Source organism: Cytophagia bacterium CHB2, assembly GCA_030263535.1.
In the GTDB taxonomy this organism is placed as follows: domain Bacteria; phylum Zhuqueibacterota; class Zhuqueibacteria; order Zhuqueibacterales; family Zhuqueibacteraceae; genus Coneutiohabitans.
In genome coordinates this window covers 1-20022 of the sequence record SZPB01000083.1, presented here as the reverse complement: position 1 = coordinate 20022, position 20022 = coordinate 1, and the positions used below count along the sequence as shown (strand labels likewise).

Sequence of the window (20022 nt, the reverse complement as noted above, 5' to 3'; positions counted from 1 at the left end):
AACTCGTGCGCCGTAAGATTGGGGGGCAAAACCACAAAGGTGTTGACATTCGAATTTAAATTGCCCCAGGCTTCCACATCCCAACCGGTTTGCGGCAGCGTTTTCCACGAGATGAGCACGGCAAAAGGAAAATCAGTGTGACTGGGAAAATTTTTGACGACGCCGGTTACTTTCAAATCAATTTGATTATCCATCCGGATTGTCCGGCCCAGCGGGTCGGCGTTGGCGAAAAATTTTTTCGCAAACTCCTCCGTAAGCGCAACGCTATTTGGCTCGGCCAGGCTTTGTGGATCGCCGGCAATCCAGGGGAAATCAAAAATCTCAAAAAACTCCGGCTCGACAATGGCTACCCGCTCATCCTCTTGAAAACGCTGCACCGTTCCCTCATCCTGCGTGACGGCAAAGAGGCCGCCATAGTTGCCATAGGCGACGGTAACTTTTTCCAGAGTCGGAAAATCCTGGCGCAAGGCCGCGGCCATCGGTATCGGAGATCCCATCGTTTCACTGATAATGTCGTTGATTTTTTCATCGGTCACGATACGACAAATGCGGTCGAACTTGCCGTGGAAGCGGTCGAAACGCAGCTCGTATTGGATGATAAGAAAAATGAAGAGACAGCACGCCATACCCAGCGCCAGGCCGAACACGTTGATGGCGGTGTAATTTTTTTGGCGGCTGAGCTTGCGCAGCGTGGTGATGAGATAGTTGTTGAGCATAATTTTTCCATTTCGGATTTGGGATTGCGGACAGCAGAGGCTTCATTGTCTAAAGACCGCAATCCGAAATTCACAATCCGCCATCATTCATACCGCAGCGCCTCCACCGGATTCGTCAGCGCGGCTTTGATGGCCTGGTAGCTCACTGTCAGCCACGCGATCAACAGCGCCAACACGCCGGCGAGCACGAAAATAATCGGATTCAAATCCGTGCGATAGGCAAAATCTTGCAGCCATTTGTTCATGGCAAAATAAGCGACCGGCGCGGCGAGAGCGAAGGCGATGGTCACGAGTTTGGTGAAATCTTTCGACAGCAGCAGAATGATTTGTTGCACGGAAGCGCCGAGCACTTTGCGCACACCGATCTCTTTGGTGCGCTGCTCGGCGATGAAGGAGGCCAGCCCAAACAAACCCAGGCAGGCGATAAGAATGGCGAGAATCGTAAAACCACCGAAAATTCTGCCCTGGCGCTCCTCGTTTCGGAAGAGGCGGCCAAAATCTTCGTCCAGGAAAAAATAGCGGAAGGGATAACCCGGTTCGAACGCCTGCCACTTATCTTGCAGAAAGGCGATGGTCGACGGAATATTTTCGGGGCGGATACGCGCGACGACATTGGCAAACTCATGCGGCACGATGCTCATCACCAGCGGCTTGATTTCCCGGTGCAGCGATTCGATGTGAAAATCCTTGACCACGCCAATGATGGTGCGAACGTCGCTCTGCTCGGGCGTCGTGCCAATTTCTGTAAGCGTTTTGCCGAGGGCGCTTTCCGGCGTCATGCCCATGAGCCGCGCTGCCGTTTCGTTGATGATGCAGGCTTCCGAGGTGTCGCTGACGAACTCGCGCGCAAAGGCGCGTCCTGCAACCATTTCAATCTCCAGCGTACTCAACAAATCCACGCTTCCCCGAAAAATTTGCAACGGATAAACCACTTCTTCCGGCGCGCCTTCGGGCCGAAAGGCGGTGTCGTTGTCAAGGCGGCCAGGCACGCCGCTCGCCGCCGCAACATCTACGAAACTGGGATTCTGCAATAGCTGCTCACGAAATGATTCATAATTGCGCAAGCCGGTCGCGGTTTCAATCGGCAGCACCACTACTTGTTCTTTGGTGAAGCCGAGGCGTTTGTTGCGCATGTAATCGAGCTGTTTGAAAACCACACCGGTGCCGATGAGCAGAATGATGGAAATCGCAAACTGCAAAACCACCAGCGTGCTGCGCAACCACGGGCTTTTCGCGCCGGCTTTCAAGCTGCCCTTCAACACGGCGATCGGTTGAAAAGAGGAAAGCACCAAAGCAGGATAGACGCCGGCGAGCAAACCTGTAATCAGTGCGACAATGGCGAGGCTCGTTACAAAGCCGGCATTGGCAAAAACGTACACTGGCAATTCCTTGTCCGCAAGACGATTGAACACCGGCAGCAGCAACTCGATGAGCAAGAGCGCAATGAGCAGCGCCAGAAACGCCAACAACACGGATTCGCTGAGAAATTGCTTGACGAGCTGCAAGCGCACGGAGCCGAGCACTTTGCGAATGCCTACTTCTTTAGCGCGATTGGCGGAGCGCGCCGTCGCCAGGTTCATGAAGTTGATGCCCGCGATCAGCAGAATGAAGAGCGCAATCGCGGTAAGAATGTAGAGATAATTGATGTCGCTGGTCGCACCGATTTGATTCTCGACGCGGGAATGGAGATAAATGTCCGGAACGGCTTCGAGAAAATATCCCCACTTGGCGCCGGCGGCGATGGCTTGGTCATAAGATTGTCCGAGCACAGCTTCGATCTGCGGTGCCACGTATTTCCTGACCAGGCCGGGGAATTTGGCTTCGAGTTGGGCGGGTGAAGCGCTTTCTCGCAACAAAACGTAGGTATAATATGAATTGCTAATCCAGCGCGGGTTTTCGCTCTGCGGCCGCGAGTTAAGCGAAACCAGCATATCGAAGCGCACATGCGAGTTGGCCGGCGGATTTTTTAGCACGCCGGTGACTTTGTAATCGGCGCGATTATCGTAGCGTAGCACTTTGCCGAGCGCTGGCTCACTGCCGAAATATTTTTCAGCCATCGCTTCGGTGATAACGATGCTGTTCGGCTCCGCCAGCGCGGTGTTCGCCTCGCCTTGCACGAGCGGAAAGCTGAACATGCTCAAGACCCTGCCATCCGCATAGATCAGGTTGTCTTCATAAAAACGCTTCTCGCCATGACTCACCAACACACGATTCACCGGCCAGAAGCGTCCGGCGTTTTCGACTTCGGGAAGCTCGCGCACCAGCGTCGCGGCCATCGGCGCGGATGTCGTAGCGGATTTGACAAAACGCCCGCCGATGCCCGCGTCCAGCGCGACGCGATAAAGCCGATCAGCATGTTGATGAAAGCGATCGTAGCTCGATTCGTGCTGCACATACAGCATGATGAGCGCGCAGCACGCCATGCCGATCGCCAGGCCGGCAATGTTGATGACCGAATAGCCCTTGTGTTTGCGCAGATTTCTAAAGGCAATTTTGAGATAGTTTTTGAACATAGCATCTCCATTTCGGATTTGGGATTGTAGGCTTCGGATGCCTGACTGGATATTATTCCGCAATCCGAAATCCCCAATCCGCAATCATTCGTACCTCAGTGCCTCCACCGGATTCGCCAGCGCGGCTCTAATCGCTTGCGTACTCACCGTCGCCAGTGCAATCACCACCGCCAATCCGCCAGCAAAAGCAAAAATCCCCCAACCGATTTCGATGCGATACGAAAAATTTTGCAGCCACCTGTTCATCGCGTACCAGCCAATCGGCCACGCCAGCATATTCGCGAGCAACACCAATTTGACAAAATCTTTCGAGAGCAAACTGACAATGCCCGCAAGCGAAGCGCCCAGGACTTTGCGTATGCCGATCTCTTTGGTGCGCTGCTCGGCGACATAAGCCGCAAGGCCAAAGAGGCCAAGACAGGCAATGGCAATGGCGAGCACGGCAAAAACCCCCAGCGTTTGCGTCAAACGTTCTTCGGACAAATAATATTGTTCGAAGGTTTGATCAAGAAACTTGTACTCAAACGGATGCCTCGTCTCAAAACGCGCCCACGTGGCCGCGAGATATTGCAGCGTTTCAGGCAGATCGTTTCCCGCCAGCTTGACGCTGAGATGGTTGAAGCGCCGGTCAGTGATGTACAGCAACACCGGTTCGATTTTTTGATGCACCGAGCGAATGTGAAAATCTTTCACCACGCCAATCACCGTCAACGTCTGCGGGTTATCCGTGCCCAAGGCCAGGCGCTTTCCGATCGGCGTCGCCCAGCCGAGTTGTCTTGCCAGCGTCTCATTGATCAATACCGCAGAAGAATCCGTGGAAAAAGTTGTATTAAAATTGCGGCCGCTGGCAATTTCAAGTCCGAGGGTATTGGCAAAATCGAAATCCACGCCGACGGTGGGAACCGCGAAGCGCGCTGACAGCGGCCGGCCTTCGGGCAAAATGTCAAAGCCCATGGCGCCGATGCCCGGACCACCGCTGGCATAAGCCGCCGAGATGATATTGGGGTGCCGCAACAATTCAGTTTTAAAAGCATGAGCCTGCGTGCGAATGGTCGAGCTTGGGATCGCCAGCATGACGACTTGCTCCCGTTCAAAGCCCAAGTTTTTTGTGCGCATGAAATCGCGCTGCCGATAAACGACAAGCGTGGCGATGATCAAAAAAATCGAAAAGCAAAATTGCGTCACCACCAGCATCTTGCGCGAGCGCACACCCTGCCAGCGGCTTGTATATCCGTTCTTGAGCACAGCAATGGGTTGAAAAGAGGACAAAACAAATGCGGGATAACTGCCCGCGGCCAATCCCACAAACAGCGCCACGCCCAACATGCCGAGCAGGAGCGCCGGATTGACCAGAGGTTCGAACACCAGCGCACGCAGCGTCAAACGGTTGAACGCAGGCAGAAGCAATTCGACCAGAACCGCGGCGAGCATCAACGCAAGCAGCGCGAGCGCAAATGCTTCTCCCAAAAACTGCCAAATGAGTTGGCGCTGTTCAGCGCCCACGGCTTTGCGCAATCCAATCTCCGCGGCGCGGCGCGCCGCCCGCGCCGTGGCCAGATTCATATAGTTGATGCAGGCGATGATCAAAACCAAAACCGCGATGATCGCCAAAACATAAACTGTTTGAATATTGCCGGCATTGCTGTTCATTTGAAATTGCAGCGGAATGTTTGCCGCTTTGAGATGCACGTCCGCCAGAGGCTGCAAATAGGGGAAATACTTATCGGCCCAGCGCGCCATGTATTTTTGCATGAACGCTGGAAATTTTGCTGCAAGCGCCTGCGGTTCAGCCCCGGGCGCGAGCAGCGCATACGTGAAGGCGGTTTGCGTGATCCAACGATTCATCCAACTGAAGCGTTCGGCATATGCCGAGTTGGTTGAAGTCGACCATGAGATCAAAATGTTGAATTGAATATGCGAGCGCATCGGCGGTTTCTTCGCGATGCCGGTCACGGTCAGCGGCATGTCGAACAAACCGACCAACACTTGTCCAATGGGATCAGCCTCGCCGAAAAATTGTTGCGCCGTTTCCTCCGTGATAACCGCCGTCAGCGGCGCGCGCAACACCTGCCGGCGGTCGCCGGCAACCAGTTCAAAATCGAAAATGTCGAAGAAGGTTGAATCGGTAAAGACAACGTGATTGATTTTCAGCTTTTTCTCGCCGTAACTCACCAACATCTCATCCCACCACGGCCGCAGGCGCACGGCACTTTCCACTTCGGGATAATCCTGCACCAGCGCCGGCGCGAAGTTGCCGGGCATCTCTGCGGTGTGTGTCACCTCGCCGCCTTCCTCGTGCACGATTTTATTGATGCGATAAATACGCGCACGCTTGCCGTGAAAATCGTCGAACGCCAGTTCGTTCTGCACATAAAGAAGAATCAGCAGGCAACAGGTGATGCCCGCAGCCAGTCCGAGGACGTTGATCAGCGAATAGCTTTTGTGCTTCAAGGCTTGGCGCAGCGCGATTTTGAGATAATTTCTAAACATGGCTTCTCCATTTCGGATTACGGATTGTGGATTACGGATGTTGAATTGAAGTTTTCAATCCGCAATCATTCATACCGCAGCGCATCCGCCGGATTCGCCAGCGCGGCGCGAATGGCTTGCGCACTCACCGTGAGCAGGGCAATGAGCAACGCCACTCCGCCTGCCAATGCGAAGGTCAACCAGCCAAGCTCGATGCGATACGCAAAGTCCTGCAGCCATTTGTTCATCGCGTACCACGCCACCGGCCACGCGAGCAGATTTGCGATCAGCACGAGTTTAACGAAATCCCTTGAGAGCATTGTAACCACGCCGCTCACCGAAGCGCCGAGCACTTTGCGAATGCCGATTTCTTTCGTACGCCGCTCGATGCTGAACACAGCCATGCCGAATAAGCCGAGGCAGGAAAGTACAATCGCTAGGCCGGCGAACCACGCCGTCATCTGCATGAGTTTTTCCTCGGCGGTGTAAAGCTGGCGGAGATGATCATTGAGAAAAAGATACGTAAACTCGCTTTTGGTGGCGAGCTTTTCCCACGCCGTTTTTAAATGCGCCAACACTTCCGCTTCCTGGCCAGGCTGATAAGCGACGACGAGCTGTTCCGCGTATTCGGAGTATTGAATCACCATGGGCTTGATGGGATGGTGCAAAGAACGGTTGTGCATATCTTTGACCACGCCGATGACCGTCCCTTGCAGCGCCGAATAATTCAGTTCTTTGCCGAGCGGAGGTTCGAGGCCTAGCTCGCGCACCGCGGTTTCATTGAGCAGAATGGAAACGCGTGGAAGCAGGCTAAAGTCGGGTTTTCCATTTCGATAAATGTTCAGCGTATCATTGGGGCTGCTGTAATTGAAATCACGCCCTTCAAGAAGCTGAATTTGAAACGTCTTGAGCAAATCACAATCGGCTTCAACGAACTCGGCTTCAATCATGCCCTCGCCGTGAGGATGGGGCATAATCGTCGATGAAGTGAGGTAGCCTGGCAACCAGCTCGACAGCGTTGCCGCATTGACCGCGGAATGTAAAAGCGCCGCCTGCTTCAAGACTCCCGCCTGCTTTTCCAATCCGGCGGTTTTGACCACCAAAAGATTATCGTGCCGATAGCCCAGATCTTTGGTGCGCGTGTAGCGCAGTTGCTCAAACATCGTTCCGACGCAAACCAACAAAGCGATAGCGACGCCGAATTGCGTAACGACCAAACTTTTGCGGAGCCGCGTCGAAGCCCGCACGCCCGCGCCCTGCCCTTTCAACATGGCGACGGCGTTGATCTTTGAAAAAAAGAGCGCCGGATAAAATCCCGCCACGATGGTGAAAAAAATCAGCACGAACAAATTTCCCCACAAAAAGATCTGATTGCTCAGATAATCGATCTGCAATTCTTTTCCCAACAACCCGCCAAAAGACCGATGCGCCATTTCGACGATCCCCAGCGCCAGCGGCAAAGTGAGCGCGGCGATCAATGCGGTTTCGATCAAAAACTGCAAAATCAATTTTGGCGCGGTTGCGCCGATGATCTTGCGGACGCCGACTTCTTTCAAACGTTGCGTGTAGCGCGCCGTCACCAGCACCATGTAGTTGATGCACGCGATCACCAGTACGAGCAACGCGATGCCGGCAAAGACGTAGAGATCTCGCGCGTTGGTCTGCTCAACATCATCAAAGGGAATGGCGGCGGCAAGATGAATGTCCGTGAGCGGCTGCAGCACGAGTTTTTGTTTGTCGCGCTCGCCGCCGGTGCGTTGCACCAAATCCGGAAGTTTTTGCTCGATGCTCTGCCGGCCAATTTGAGATTTGAGACGAACGTAAGTTTTCATCTCAAACCAATTCCAGGTAATCGTGCCGGTGGCCGGCGCAAACAGGCTAAAGGGAAGCGCGGCGTCGAATTTGAAATGCGCGTTCTTCGGCACGTCTTCCATGAGCGCAGCGACTTTGACTTCGGCTTGCGGGGTCGTTCGAGAATTGACCCGCACCACAAACGATTTGCCCACGGGATTTTCTTCCCCAAAAATTTTGCGGGCGAAGGATTTTGTTAGCACCGCAGAATTGGGTTCGGCCAACGCCTTGGATAAATCGCCTTGAATAGATGAAAAAGTGAAAACTTCAAAGAAAGCCGGATCAGAAAATATAACGCGCGTCTCCGGATACTCTTTGTTTTGATACGCGATAGTCTTGTTCATCAAACGAAATTGGGTCGCGTGCTCGATCTCCGGAAATGATTCAGCCAGCGCGGTGGAGAGAAAGCGCGGCGTGATCGCCTTTAAAGATTTTCCCTCTTCGCCGGTGCTTTCCACCATCAGGCGAAAAACATTTTCAGGCGCACGATGAAAACGATCGTAACTCAGCTCATGCTGGATGTACAATCCAATGAGCGCGCAACAAGCCGCTCCCAGCGCCAGCCCGACAACATTGATCGTCGTGAACAGCCGGTGCCGCAGCAGATTGCGCAGCGCAATTTTCAAATAATTACTGAGCATGAAATGGCCCGAAGTCAATTTATCAAGGAGATTGTTTTTGATTCTTCAAGACTGTGGCAAAGCAAGGACAGCGGCTAGGCAAACATTCAATACGCGTGAGCTTGATTGATCACGTCCCGAATGGCCTTCACGACGGTTTCGGGTTTCTCGCGTTGCATGTTGTGGCCGCTATCTGTAACAACGATGAGCTTACCGTTGGCGCTGAGCGCCGCTAATTCACCCTGCAACTCCCGCCAGATTTCTTCCTGCTGCTGCGCGTTGTGCTCTGGAAGCCATTGATGGCGCCCGGCCGCAAGAACAACAAGAGGAAGAGCCCGCGGCAGCTTTAATTTTGGATAAAGCGCGCGGCTCTGTTCGAGGCCATCATATTCAAGCCGAATGGCTTCCGGCAAGCCGGCGCGCGATTCCGCCAGCATGGCCTGCCGCTGCTGGCGCTCCTCCGTGGTGAGTATTTCATCGCGGCGTCTTTCAAAATTTTCGTGCGGGCTGTCGATCAAAACCAAACCGGCAACGGCATGCGGATAAAAATGTGCAAACGTTCTGAGATGCCACCCTCCTGCTGAATGTCCGACCAAGACATAGGGCGCAGGCGCGTCGATGCAATCCAGCAACGCTTTTAACTCCAGCGCAATTTTCTCGGAGGTTCGGGGCCCGAGAGCCGCCTCGCTTCTTCCCATGCCCGCGCGATCATACGAAATAACCGTGGCAAATTTCGACAAATCTTCAATCACAAAGCGCCACGCACGCGAGTCTTCCCGCATGCCGGCTTCGAGCACAACCGTGGCAGGGCCGTTGCCGTTCACGCACGCGTAGAGGCTGCGTTCTCCGATGCTAAACAAGGAACAGCTTGTGGCCACGGTAAAATTTTGCCCCCGCGTTTCGGCCTGAAAAAGAAAAAGCGTTCCAATCGTTGTTGCAAGAACAACTGTTGTTCTCATCCATTTGCCTTGTTCAGAATGGAAATCTTTGCGTGCCGATCTTATTCGTACCGCAACGCTTTAACCGGATTCGTCAACGCGGCCTTGACTGCTTGCGAACTTACGGTTATGAACGCGATGAGCAGCGCCAAACCGCCCGCGAGCGCGAACATCCACCAGCCGATGCTGATGCGATACGCGAAGTTTTGCAGCCAGTGATTCATCGCGTACCAGGCAACCGGCCAGGCGATGAGGTTGGCGAGCGCGACGAGCTTGAGGAAATCACCGGCGAGCAGGGAAATGATGCCGGCCACCGAAGCGCCGAGCACTTTGCGAATGCCGATTTCTTTGGTGCGCTTGGTAACGGCCAAAGCCGACAATCCGAACAAGCCGACGCAGGCGATGACAATTGCAAATAATGTCGCAAACGAAACGATTTGCGCCCAGCGTTCTTCGGCGCGATATTGGCGATCGAAATCTTCATCGAGGAAATAGTAATCGAACGGTTTTCGGGGGGCGGCCTCACCCCACGCGTTGCGCAGCCGTTCGAGCGAATGCGAGAAATCGCCGGGGGTGAGACGAACAAAAATATACTTGATGGCTTTTTCCGGCGCGAGATAGAGCACCAATGGTTTGATCTTTTCGTGAAGTGAGGCAAAATTAAAATCCTGCACGACGCCGATGATGGCCGGCTCTTTCATGATCGGATTTTGCCAATTTCCCAGACTGAAGTCGCTGAACTTTTGGCCGCTGCGCGCCGGATCCTTCCAGCCGAACGCCGCTGCCAGCGCTTCATTGACGATCACGGCGCCGGTCACATCCGAAATCATCTCCGGTGAAAAATCGCGTCCCTGCACAATCTTCATACCCATGGTCTTGATGAAGTCTGTGTCGACGCGCATGATATTCACCTGCCAATTTGCGCCGTCTTTTGTGCCGAATGATTGCCACGACGGTTCTTTATTGAAGCCGTCGGAATTGCCGGTGACGCCAGCGATGCTGCTATATCCGCGCAATTGTTGGCGAAAACGTTCCAACCTCTGCTCACCCTCTTCGCCGCGCGCGTTGGTGGGAATGACAACGATTTGTTCTTCATTAAAACCGGGATTTTGTGTTTTGAGATGATAAAGCTGGCGGGACATGATCATGGCGCAGATGATCAGCAGCACGGAGAGCGAAAACTGCACGACGACAAGACTCTGGCTCAAGCGGTGTTTGCTGCCGAGCGCGAGCCGATTTTTTAGAATCGCAATGGGTTGAAAGCCGGAGAGAAAAACAGCCGGGTAGCCGCCGGCGACGAAAGCAACAAATAAAACCAGGCCGGCGAATACACCATAAATTTGCCAGTTGCCAGGATAGTGAATCACCAGAGTTTTGTTGGCCAGCGAATTAAAGGTTGGCAGAAAAAATTCGGCCAATGCAATGCCCATGAGCAGGGCCAGTATGCTGAAGATCAGGCTTTCTCCCCAGAATTGCCACAGCAGCCGGCTACGAGTAGCGCCAACGGTTTTGCGCATGCCGACTTCTAATGTGCGGCTGGCGGCGCGGCCTACAGCCAGCGTCGTAAAATTAATGCAGGCGATCAACAACACGATCAGCCCGACGCCGGAAAGAATGTAAGAATATGCCGGATTGCTCGCCGGAAAAAAACTGTTTTCAACTCCCGTGGTGAGATGGAGGTCCAGCAACGGTTGCAACGACAATTGCAAAGCGCCCTCTTCTTTGGCAATCCACCCAAGAATTTGCCAGGTGTTGATCATGTCCTGGTAATAGTTTTTCTCAAAGGCGCGGAATTTGGCTTGCAACGCGGCAGGTTGCACGTTATCGGCAAGCTGAATGAAAGTGGCAGCCCCCCACGACGTCCAACTCGTTTCCAAATCCCGGTAACTCGGCTTGTTCTCGTAACGCAGGAGAAAATCGAAAACGATACTGGAATTGCTGGGAATCTCGCGCGCGACGCCGGCAACGGTAAAATCCTCGTCGCCGTCGCCAAAGTTCAGTGTCAGCGTTTGACCGAGCGGCGCGGCATTGCCAAAATATTTTTGCGCCATTGCTGCGCTCAAGACAATGGCTTTTTTATCATTGAGAACGGATTCAGCGGCGCCGCTGAGCAACGGGAAGCTGAACATTTTGAAAAAATCGCTATCGGCAAAAAGCACTTGCTCCTTCGTCGCGTTTTCCGGCGAGGTGCGGACAACGGCATTGCTTTGCGCGAAGCGGGTGGCAAACCGGATTTCAGGAAAATTTGCTTTTAACGTCGGCGCCAAAGGCAGCGGCTGGCCGCCGTTGATCTTGATGCTGCCGGCAGGCGTTTGGGTGCGCAGATTGACGCGATAAAGGCTTTGGGCGTGCTCATGAAATTTATCATAGCTCATTTCATGCTGCACGAAAAGGAAAACCAAAATGCAACAGGCCACGCCGACAGCCAGGCCGAAAACATTGATGAAGGAATAGGTCTTGTATTTGAGTACGTGGCGGAAGGCGATTTTGAGATAGCTTTTGAACATGATCGGGCTCCTTGTTGCTGGTCGCTGGTTGCTCGTAATCTCTGCAAGACTGCGGCATCCGCGTTCGTCCACGCCATCCGCGTTAGGCTTTTTGCTTCACCTTGTACATCACCCGGCCAAGATAACCGGCTTCGCTGATCTCGGCGATATAAAGCCCGCTTTGAAGATAAGCGCGGGTTTTCAACGTGCGCTCGGAAAGTCCGCTCAATAGCTCGTTCGCTTCCCAATCTTTTTCGCTGTCACTCAAAAGTATCGACTCGCCACCCTCTACGATTTTTTGCAGAATCTCTTTTAAGCTCATGGGGTCTCCTTGAATTCTGTCAGCATTGCTATTCTTGTCCGCGGTCAACTTCTGTGAATAGACAATTCATTCTGGCAATGGTTACATGAAGTCGCATTATGGCATCGTAAAATATTCAACAATCATGCCTCTTATGTTTTTCAAAGAATTATATTGACTTTGGAAGTGGATGAAGCAGGAAAGCTGTCCGCTGGCATAGCAGTTAGTGTTCGCCAGCGAACAGTAAATTAAATCAAAAAGATGAACATCAAACGAGGAAGAAACGAGGAGGTTATTTTTGAAAACGACGCAAGAATTTCATGGCGTGGGCATTGCGCAGATCTTCTTAAAATGTTGCTGGACTCCCATCATTCATATCGCAGCGCCTCCACCGGATTCGCCAGCGCTGCTCTCACCGTCTGAGCACTGACGGTAAGCAACGCAATGACCAACGCCAATCCGCTGGCCAGCACAAAGACACCCCAGCCGAGATCGATGCGATAAGCAAAGCTTTGCAGCCAGCCGTTGATGAAATAGTAAGAAACCGGCCACGCGATGAGGTTGGCAATCACGACCAGTTTGACAAACTCTTTTGACAACAGACTCATAATGCCCGGCGTCGTGGCGCCCAGGACTTTGCGGATGCCAATTTCTTTCGTTCGTTGCTCGGTCGCGTACATGGCCAATCCCAGCAGGCCAAGACACGACACAAAGATTCCCACACCGGCAAAGATGGCGAAGAGTTTTCCCAGCGCCCGATCGGCGCGGTAATAGCGTTCCAGGCGATCATCGAGAAAATACGCTGTGAACGGTTGTCCGCCGCTGAAGGATTTCCATTTTTCCTCCACCGCGCGAATAGTGGCCGGAATATCGCCTTGCAGACGCAGCACAATGCGCGTCGGAGCTCCGCGTGAGAACAATGTCACCATCGGCAAAATCTGCTGGTGCAAAGGCTCGTAATGAACGTCTTCCGTCACGCCAATAATGTTCAACACCCTCTCGCCGTCGCCAAAATAGCCGTGGAGCTTGCGGCCGACCGGCTCTTGATATCCCAGTAGTCTCGCCGCTTGTTCGTTGATGATCACGGCGTTGGTTGAATCGGTGAAAAAATCCCGGGAGAAGAATCGCCCTTCTTTCAAGCGCACGCCCAGGAAGGGAAGAAAATCATAATCACACCAGAGTTGGCGTAACATAATGAGATTGGAATTAGTTTCGCCTTCGCGCCAGTAGGCCGCACTGCCAATGTCATTCCCGGGGAGATTCTGCGTGAAGGCCGCCGCCGCAACGCCGGCCTGGTTCAGCAGCGTCTCCTTGAAGCTTTGTGCTTTGCCCCGGCCCAACAGCCAGGTATTATCCACCACCAGCATTTGCTCTTTGTCGAATCCCAGATGGCGCGCCCGAATGAACTGAAGCTGGCGATAGACGGCCATTGTGCCCACCATTAATGCGATCGAAATGGCAAATTGCAAAATGACCAACGCGCTGCGCAACCGGCTGCCGCGCATGCCGCTGCGCAACTCACCCTTCAAAACATTGGCCGGCTGAAACGAGGAGAGAACGAATGCCGGGTAACTTCCGGCCAGAACGCCGACCACAATTGTAAAGGCCAGCAGCCCCGCAACCGCCCGCGGGCTGGCCAAAACCTCCAGCGAGAGTGATTTTGAAATAAGCTCGTTGACGGTGGGCAACATTAGCTCCATGATGCCGAGACTGACCAGCATGGCTATTGCCGCAAGCAACACCGCTTCGCCGATAAACAAGAGAATCAACTGCGGCGTCTGCGAACCTAAAACTTTGCGCACGCCCACTTCTTTGGCGCGGCGGGTGGCGCGCGCGGTGCTGAGGTTCATAAAGTTAATGCAGGCAATCAGCAGAATGAACACGGCAACCATGATAAGGGCGTAAACCGTGGCCGCGTTGCCAGGCGGAAAAACTTCCTCATCAAGATGCGAATGCAGATGAATGCCGGTAATCGGCTGAAAGCGATAACGATAATACATCCCCTTCGCCTGCATGTGCTTCCAGTCGCCTCCCAAAGTTGCCTCCACCGCCGGACGAACGTTCTCTTCGACAATCGTTTGAAAGGTGGACTCGGCCAGTTCGCGTGAAGCCCCTTTTTTCAACAGAACGTAAGTGTACCAGGAATTGTTGATCCAACTGTGTTCTTCTGAGATGGAACGGCCAACTAAAGAGGCCAGAAGCCCAAAACGCCAGTGCGATTGCGAAGGAAATTCCTTTACGACGCCGCAGATCATGAACTGTGAGCGCCCGTCAACTTCCAACATCTTGCCGAGCGCAGGCTCGTCGCCAAAATATTTGCGCGCTGTGGCGTCTGTAATGACAATGGTGTTAGGCTGGGTCAAAAACGTGTTGGCGTCGCCTTCCAGCACCTCGCAGGAAAAAACCTTGAAGAACGACGAATCGGCAAAAAAGAGCAAATACTCATTAAATGCTTTATCACCATAACGGACGGCGCAATCACTGACCGGCGTGCCGCCACGCGCCCGGATGTGGGTTGACGCTTCGACTTCCGGCAGGTTTTCCCGCAGGCTCGCGGCCACCGGACCGCTGCTGCGCGCCGTAATAAACTCGCGGTCTTGTACTTGAGCATCAAGCGTGATGCGGTAGAGGCGATCGGCATTTTTGTGGTGGCGGTCATAGGAAAGTTCATCACCAACAATCAACAGAATGATCAAACAACAGCTCATGCCGATGGCGAGTCCGGCGATGATGATGCCGGTGTAAATTTTCTGACGGAGCAACTTCCGCAGGGTAATCGTCATTTCATTTCTGAGCCTTGACATCGTATCCGAACCTCACACATTTTGCGCCTAGCGCTGCGCATTTCACACAGCCACAAACGCCGGGCTATTCATATCTCAACGCCTCCACCGGATTTGCCAGCGAGGCTTTAATCGCTTGGGCGCTTACGGTCAGCAGGGCGAGGAGCAACGCCACGCCGCCGCCGAGCAGAAACGGGCTGATCCCGAGATCGATATGATACGCAAAATTTTGCAGCCACTCGCGCAAGGCGAAGTAGGCAATCGGCGCGGCCACAACAAAAGCCAGGGCAACCAGCCGGGTAAATTCTTTTGAGAGCAGCAGCAAAATTTCCGCGACCGAAGCGCCCAAGACTTTGCGAATGCCGATTTCACGTGTTCTTTGCTCTGCGGTAAATGAGGCCAGCCCAAACAAGCCGAGGCAGGCGACAAACAGCGCCAAGAAAGCAAAGCCGCTGAAAAGTTGCCCGAGTTTTTCTTCCGAACGATAGAGCCGGTCAAAATCCTCGTCGAGAAAGCGATAGTTCAACGGCAAATCCGGTTCCAATACCCGCCATTGTGTTTCGATAAAATTCAACGTACTCGCCACGTCTGTAGGCGCAATGCGAATCGCCGCGCTCCACGACCACTCCGGTTTGATGTCCAGCACCAGCGGCTCGATCTTTTGGTGCAACGATCTGAAATTGAAATCCTTCACCACGCCGATGACCTGGCCCATTTCTTCATCCCAAACTTTGAACGGCTTGCCGATGGGATCACTCCAGCCCAATTCGCGCACCGCGGTTTCGTTCAAAATATAGGCATTCGTGACATCAGTCGCAATCTCCTGGGAGAAACTTCGGCCGTGCAGCAGTTGCAATCCCAGGGCAGCTATGGTTTGATGATCGCCGAACATCGTATAAAAACTCTTGTTGTCAAGATCCTGCTGCTGTCCCGGCCAATTATAGCCGCGGCTTGTGCCCACGCGGCCGGGAACGCTGCCGGCAAGCGCCACATGAAGAATATTGGCGCTGCCCGACAAATTCTGCCGGAATGTTTCGAAGCGTTCTTTGACCGGCCGGCTCAAGCCGAGAAACACCACCTGTTCTTTTTTGAAACCCAGGTCGCGGGTTTTCATGTAATGCAGTTGTTTATAAAGCGTAACAATGGCCACGAGCAAAAAGACGGCGATGCCAAACTGCACGACGATAAGGCTCTTGCGTAAATGCGCGCCTTTCACGCCGCGCGTTACCAGCCCTTTTAAAACTTTGGCAGGATCGAAGGCGGACAAAACCAGCGCGGGGTAGATGCCGGAAAGAATGCCGGTGAGAAGTCCGATGCCGATGAGCACAAACAACATGCCGGAGTTGGCAAACGGATCAAAACTGAGCGCGCGCCCCAGCACGTTGCTGAGGTACGGCGCAAAAAGTTGCAACATGGCCAGCGCCAAAATCATCGCCAGCACACTGGCAAAAATCGATTCGCCGAACAATTGCAGCATCAACTGCTGGCGGTAAGCGCCGGCAACTTTACGCACACCTACTTCCCGGGCGCGTAATGTCGCGCGCGCCGTGGCCAAATTGACAAAGTTTATGCCGGCAATGAATAAAATGAAAAAAGCGACAACCGAAAAAATGTAGAGATACCTTTTGTCGCTATTGGTGCCAACATCCCAGGTGATATTGGTGGTGAGATGAATATCGGGTAAAGGCTGGAGCGCCAACGCCGTATTTTTCGCGGTATCTTCACCGCGGTATTTGCGCAGAAAATCCGGAAACCGGGCGGTGAGTTGCTGCGGCGCAAGGGCGGGCGGCAGCAAAAGATAGGTGTAATAATTAAAATTGATGTATTCTTCCAGCGCTTGCTCACCCATGAAAGCCTTGATGGTGCTGAACGAGGCGAGATACTCAAACTGCAAATGCGAGTTGCTGGGAATGCTCTCCAAAACACCGGTGACATGCATCTCCCAATTCGCCGCGCCCCCCAGGAACGTCATGGTCTTGCCCACCGGATTTTCGCTGCCGAACCAAGCCTCTGCCGCCGCGGGCGTCAGCACCATGGTGTTCGGCATGGCCAGCGCGGTTTTTGGATCGCCCTGGCGCAAATGAAAACTGAAGACATCGAAGACAGAGGAATCGGCGTAGAAAAAACCGTCAACGGTTCGAACCTCGGCGCCATATTTGAGGTTGACGCGGCTGCTGTTGGTGAAGAACCGCACGACTTCAAGATCGGGAAATTCCTGTTTCAAATGGGGCGCATATCCCGAAGCGCTGATGGCCGAGCGTTGATTCGAATCCTGCGCCGGCGTGTGCAACAAACGGTAAATGCGCTGCGCGTTTGCATGAAAACGATCGTAGCTCAACTCATGCCGAACATAAAGCACAATGACAAAACAGCAGGCCAGCCCGATCGCCAGCCCGGTGATATTGATGAAGGAATAACCTTTGTGCTTAAGGAAATTTCTGAGCGCAATGCGAAGATAATGTTTGAACATGAAGTGATCCCTGAAATGGAATTTCATCGTCTCCCAGCATGTGTCAGGTTTCCTTATTCATACCGCAAGGCCTCAACCGGATTCGCGAGCGCCGCCTTGATCGCCTGATAGCTTACCGTCAAAAACGCGATGATCACGGCTAAAACGCCGCTGAGCAAGAAGACCTGAAGCCCGATGTCCGTGCGATAAGCAAAGTCTTCGAGCCATTTTCGCATGGCGAAGTAGGCGATGGGCGTCGCAATCAAAAAAGCAATGAGCACCAACCTGGCAAAATCTTTCGACAACAACAGCACCACGCCCGGCACAGAAGCGCCCAGCACCTTGCGCACACCAATTTCTTTGGTGCGCTGCTCGGTGGTGAATGAAGCCAGGCCCAAAAGCCCGAGTCCCGCAACAAAGATTGCCAGGCTGGAGAAAAGCCCCATGATGCGGCGCAAGGTTTCTTCGGATTGATAGATGCTGTCGACCTTGTCATCCAAAAAAGAATATTCCAATGGGTGTGCGGGATCGAATTCCAGCCACGCCTGTTTCAAAATCTCCAGCGCCCGCGGCGCCTGCTGGGGCAAAATGCGAAGCGCGAGAAAATCCATGCGATAGGGCATGAGATGAAAGACTGCCGGCGCAATCTGTTCGTGCAAACCGCGAAAATGAAAATCCTTGGTCACGCCAATCACCGTGCCTGTTTTGGCAATATCCGGTCCCTCGCCCAGCCAACTGAACTTTTTGCCGAGGGCGGCTTCTGCAGTGCCCCAGCCGAATTTTTTAACCGCCGCTTCGTTGACGATGAACGCCGCACTGCTGTCGCTGGCAAAAGCAGGTGAAAAATCCCGGCCAGCGGCCAGATCAATGCCGAGTGTTTTTACAAAATCATAATCGATCTGAAAGGTATAGACAACCTGTTCTTCCTCGGCATTCGCGCTTTCAACGCGCGCGCCGGTTTGCCACCACCCCTCGTCCGCCGGCATGGACGACGAAGCCGTCACGCTGCTGATTTCAGGGTGACGCAGCAATTCGGTTTTTAGCGTCGGCCATTTGCGCCCGGCCTCACGGCCGGTGAGCGGAACAACCACGACCTGTTCCTTGTCGAAGCCGAGCTTTTTATTGCGCATGAATTCGAGCTGATTGTGAATGATGAGCGTGCCTGCGATCAAGACAATTGAGATGGCGAATTGCGCCACGACCAGGGCCTGGCGCAGGCGCGCACCGCCGAGGTGGCGTGAAAATTTTCCCTTCAACACCTCCACCGGCTGAAAGCGGGAGAGAAAAAACGCCGGATAACTGCCCGCCAAGATGCCCACCAACAAAGCAATCGCAATGAAACCAGCAGCGACAAAGCCCTCTTGAAAATAATTCACCTCCAGCGCTTTGCCGGAAAGCTGATTGAAAAACGGCAGGAAGAATTCCACCAAGCCCGCGGCAACAATGAGCGCAAGAAACGCCAACAACAGCGATTCACTGAGAAATTGCATGATCAGCATGCTGCGCTGCACGCCCACCAGCTTGCGCACGCCCACTTCTTTGGCGCGCTGTTGCGAACGGGCCGTAGCGAGATTCATAAAATTGATGCAGGCAATGATCAAAACGAAAAAAGCCAGAGCCGAGAAAAGATAAAGATAAGTCATGCTCCCCAACTCGCCGGCGCGATCGTCAAAGTTGGAATGCAGGTGGATGTCGGTCAACGGCTGCAACTGCAAGGCAAGTTTGGGGTAACCAGCGGGGGTATTGGCATAGTGTTTTTGAATGAAGTCGGGAAATTTTTTCTCCAGTTCTGCCGCGGGCACGTTTTCCGGCAACAGCAAATAGGCATAGTAGGAAAATCCCCACCAGTTGTTGAGATTCGTACCCGCGCCATTTTCAAACGGCACAATGAAATTCGGTTGCAGATGAGAATTGGAGGGAATCTTGGCGAGAACACCGGTCACTTTGAATTCACGATTGCCGAGTTCAGCCGTGAGCGTTTTGCCCATCGGGTTTTCATTGCCAAAATACTTTTCCGCGGCCTCGGGACTGATGATGATGGCATGCGGATCTTGCAGTGCCGTGCGCGGATCGCCCTGTTGCAAAGGAAAGTCGAACAGTTCGAACAACTGCGCATCGGCGAAATAAAATTTCTCCTCATAGAATTTTTTCTCGTGCTGCGCAACCAAGACCCGGCGCGCCGTTTCCCGCAGCCGCACGGCGGTAATGACTTCGGGATATTCCTGCTGCAACGCCGGCGCAATGGGCGCGGACGTTACCGTGAGCGGGGCGCTTTTCTGACCATTCTGTTCGAACGTTGCCAATACGCGATAAATGCGCTCGGCTTTTTCATGAAAGCGATCATAGCTCAGCTCATTGCGCACGTAAAGCAGAATCAAATAGCAGCACGCCATGCCCACCGCCAGTCCGGCAATGTTAATGGCCGTGTAGCCTTTGTGTTTAATAAGATTTCTCCGGGCGATTTTCAGATAGTTGTTGAGCATAGCGCATGGCGCAAAGAGCGTCGCGTTGAACGCTCGGTTCTGCGCGCCCTCCGGTTGAAAGAGGTTCGACAAGTTTGAGAGAATTGATTCCGCACGGTTCGCGCTCAAACGCGCGAACCAGGCATGCCGCCTGTAATCGTTTTAAAACGTGCGCCGGCGCGGCATTAGACCACCATGTGCGGGCGATGCTTTTCCATGAAGTTTTCCGTCACCACATGGCCGTCGAACAAATGAACGATGCGATGCGCGAACTCGGCGTAGGCCGGCGAGTGCGTGACCATCACGATGGTGGTGCCGGCTTCATTCAATTCCGTCAACATCTTCATCACTTCATCGCCGTGCGCGGAATCAAGATTACCGGTGGGTTCATCTGCGAGGATGAGTTTGGGCTTGGCCACCACGGCGCGCGCCAC

Annotated in this window: 11 protein-coding genes; all 11 read right to left on the bottom strand. The window is 53.5% G+C overall.

Annotated elements, in window-relative coordinates:
* Positions 1-716 (bottom strand): ABC transporter permease (locus FBQ85_10355; protein ID MDL1875550.1); only part of this gene is annotated, 716 nt, incomplete at its 3' end.
* 83 nt (positions 717-799) lie between these two features.
* Positions 800-3229, bottom strand: a complete 2430-nt coding sequence (locus FBQ85_10350; protein MDL1875549.1) for an FtsX-like permease family protein — start codon at positions 3227-3229, stop codon at positions 800-802.
* A gap of 84 nt (positions 3230-3313) precedes the next feature.
* Positions 3314-5719 carry an FtsX-like permease family protein gene (locus FBQ85_10345; GenBank protein ID MDL1875548.1) on the bottom strand — a complete coding sequence of 802 codons (2406 nt, stop codon included), beginning with the start codon at positions 5717-5719 and terminating at the stop codon, positions 3314-3316.
* Between the two features lie 65 nt (positions 5720-5784).
* Positions 5785-8190: an FtsX-like permease family protein gene (locus FBQ85_10340; GenBank protein ID MDL1875547.1), complete on the bottom strand. Its 2406-nt coding sequence runs from the start codon at positions 8188-8190 to the stop codon at positions 5785-5787.
* Positions 8191-8276: 86 nt separating this feature from the next.
* On the bottom strand, positions 8277-9128 hold the full coding sequence (locus tag FBQ85_10335; protein ID MDL1875546.1) for an alpha/beta hydrolase: 852 nt from the start codon (positions 9126-9128) through the stop codon (positions 8277-8279).
* Between the two features lie 41 nt (positions 9129-9169).
* Positions 9170-11614: an FtsX-like permease family protein gene (locus FBQ85_10330; GenBank protein MDL1875545.1), complete on the bottom strand. Its 2445-nt coding sequence runs from the start codon at positions 11612-11614 to the stop codon at positions 9170-9172.
* 82 nt (positions 11615-11696) lie between these two features.
* On the bottom strand, positions 11697-11915 hold the full coding sequence (locus tag FBQ85_10325; GenBank protein ID MDL1875544.1) for a hypothetical protein: 219 nt from the start codon (positions 11913-11915) through the stop codon (positions 11697-11699).
* Positions 11916-12262: 347 nt separating this feature from the next.
* Complete coding sequence (locus tag FBQ85_10320) at positions 12263-14698, bottom strand: FtsX-like permease family protein (GenBank protein MDL1875543.1); 2436 nt, start codon at positions 14696-14698, stop codon at positions 12263-12265.
* A gap of 64 nt (positions 14699-14762) precedes the next feature.
* Positions 14763-17174, bottom strand: coding sequence for an FtsX-like permease family protein (locus tag FBQ85_10315; protein ID MDL1875542.1), 2412 nt, complete (start codon positions 17172-17174; stop codon positions 14763-14765).
* A gap of 26 nt (positions 17175-17200) precedes the next feature.
* Positions 17201-19681: an FtsX-like permease family protein gene (locus tag FBQ85_10310; GenBank protein MDL1875541.1), complete on the bottom strand. Its 2481-nt coding sequence runs from the start codon at positions 19679-19681 to the stop codon at positions 17201-17203.
* Between the two features lie 92 nt (positions 19682-19773).
* A partial coding sequence (locus FBQ85_10305; protein MDL1875540.1) for an ABC transporter ATP-binding protein occupies positions 19774-20022 on the bottom strand: 249 nt, incomplete at its 5' end.